General features: G+C 41.9%; 2 protein-coding genes. Both read right to left on the reverse strand.

Annotated features, from left to right (window positions below):
- Window positions 1–1,306 (reverse strand): TnsD family Tn7-like transposition protein (locus tag G485_RS27140; RefSeq protein ID WP_027093533.1); only part of this gene is annotated, 1,306 nt, incomplete at its 3' end.
- Between the two features lie 26 nt (window positions 1,307–1,332).
- Window positions 1,333–2,637, reverse strand: a 1,305-nt coding sequence (locus G485_RS27145) for an ATP-binding protein (protein ID WP_156922450.1), incomplete at its 5' end; no start/stop codon positions are given.

Raw genomic sequence — 2,637 nt, forward strand, 5'->3', positions numbered from 1 at the left:
GCCCACGATGGCAAGCAAATCGCATCCTAACCACCGGAAGGAGGACATAACTTATTTCTCGAAAAATCGTGTCTTGACATTGGGGAGCATTACACCTCGCCTCCCAATCATAACGTAACGAGCCTGCTTTCTTAGGCAACATTTCAGGCATATTATTCATGAGGAATTCACGATCATACAAATAAAGCCAAGCGTAAACTTTTGGATTAAGCTTTCGTAATTCCAATCGGCCTAAGTTGGGATATTGATTCCGCATTTGCAACCAGGCATCACGCCGCTCATTTCTGGCCTTATCCTTATATTCTTTGGTCATTGTTTTCTTCATAATTTTTCTTTTAGGTCGGTTCCCTTTGGTTTCGCGTTCGATAATCAGTTGAGATTCTTCAGCATGAAAAACATCATCAAGCGATAAACCGAGAAAATGCATAGCGAGGAGGTGACGAACGGGATGAAATCCTTTGCGGTGCTTTTGAAATATCAGCTTTAGCCAATTACTCTCACCGATCACTGAAGACTGGAGGATATCCAATAATTCCATATCATAAAACTCAATAAAGTCTTTTTGCAGTCGTTTATGATCGACTCTTCCCTTTTCAGAGGCGTAACCTTTTTGGAGCAATTGCTTTTTGTAACAAAGATAAAACCAATCCATCCGACGTTTGGGGTAATTATTATTAAGCAGCCGCTCGATATCGTTGACAATGCAACTGTATTGACCTAATAAGTTTTTATCAGTTACCTCATGAACTATATTCCCCAGGCAATTTTTCTGTGTAGGTGCAGTAAAGACATACTTTGTCGTCCCTCTGATTGGAACTTGACTTTTGCTAAGCCAAATTCCGTGTTTAACGCAGATTGAGACTCCTGGTATTTGATGAATCCGTCTCCAATATAACTCGCCATGCTTCTTTAAATCATCTTGATTGCACAATGGACAATATTGAAAATAATCATGCGGCTTTACGGATGATGACATCAGTCCGATTGCATTATGAATGTCCCTGCCATGCTCACCAAGCATCTCATTAAAGATCGATTGTGCTTGTTCCGCATTGCGAAAAGCCGTGTAGAACAAATACAGCGTATTTCGATAGATCAATTGTTCCGCTGTGATCGTTGAACGAACCGGCAAATTTGAAATCATGCGACCAATGCCTGGCTGCAATTCTAAACATGCGGTGAAATCATCGGAGCCAAATACATCATGTAATACAGCTCTGTGGCTTGTATTCCCGCTTCTTATCCCGTACCTTGCTAAAAGGCTATACAAAATTTCGTCCTCGTAGGGCGATGGAAAATTGATCATCAACCAGAATCACCCCGTCCACACTTTCAACACAAGACAAAATCGGATGCAATAACTCCAGCATCCTTTAGGGACTGGTACGCTGATTTTCCCTTGTCTTTACCCGCTTTTACTATTGCCCTCAAATCAAGTTCATCTTTTACCTGCGTCTTTTCGGCATGAACCAACTCTGGTTCCGATACACCAAGATACATTTTATAAGCCGCCTGAACGATTTCCCTTACATTCTGTAATTCCGGCTGCTGAATGAAAACTTCATTCACTCGCCGTTTTGCCTCCTTCTCATCAATACCCAAAAGCGTCAGTCGAACGATTGCATCTTGTTTTAATCGTTCTGTATTCTTCTTTTGATCTTGATGTGTCTTCTGAAATGATTTCAGCATATTCCCTAAATCCAGCTTGGATTGTTCTGCCGCGACAAATCCTTCGATTTGTATGGGTTGTATATCTGCATACTTGGCAATTTGAACGGCATTTCCAGAACGTAAAGCATCAAGCATGGGCTGAACCAATTTCAAGTTATCTTTGGCAATCCCCTTGATAAGCTGCGGAGTCAATTGCTCTGTTCCCGAGGTGATCGCTTTTATCTGCGACATAACAAACGTTTTAATAGCGATATCCGTAATCCCGCAGCTTGCTTCATGAATCGCATCATTTAATTCCACCGTTAACGGTGTGGGTTTTCGAATCCATTGATAATCCCATAACCCCTCAATAAATAGCCTCCAGCTTTGTTCGTGCTTTCGCATCGGTTCCCAAACCATATCGCCTTGACCGCTTCCTCGTCGTGCGATCCTCAATTCGGAAAACAAGGACATCGATTTAGGAGTTCCAATCAATATGGTCGGCAATCCGATAGAATTGGATAATGTGACAAAAAAGGAGAGCATTTGTTCAGCTCCCCCGCTTCTCGCAAGTGACAAGTTTTGGATTTCATCGACAACGATAATACCCAAGTTGCAACTTCGAGCGATTTGAGCCACAATCGGGATCAATGAAGCTGAAGATAGTTTGCCGTTTTTGCCGAAACGATTCAAATGATTTGTCCCAACGAGTTTATCGATTTCGGCAAAGAAATTATTTAGTAAACCTCGAATCGAACCATCGGGTGGGCATTCAAGTTTTAAATAAGCAATTTGATACATGCTCAACTGCCTACCCTTGTAGTCGGAGTGACTGATAATTTGAGGCATCGTCTGCAAAATACGGTTGATTGCAGTGCTCTTCCCCATGCCGCAGTTGAGTCCGTATAATTGTGTAAAATGGTAGTTTACTGAAAATAAAGGGAGCCATAATCCCAATCCCTCAGTTAGAATGATGGTGTCTAAGCA

It is taken from the genome of Cohnella thermotolerans DSM 17683 (assembly GCF_000429825.1).
Lineage (GTDB): Bacteria > Bacillota > Bacilli > Paenibacillales > Paenibacillaceae > Cohnella > Cohnella thermotolerans.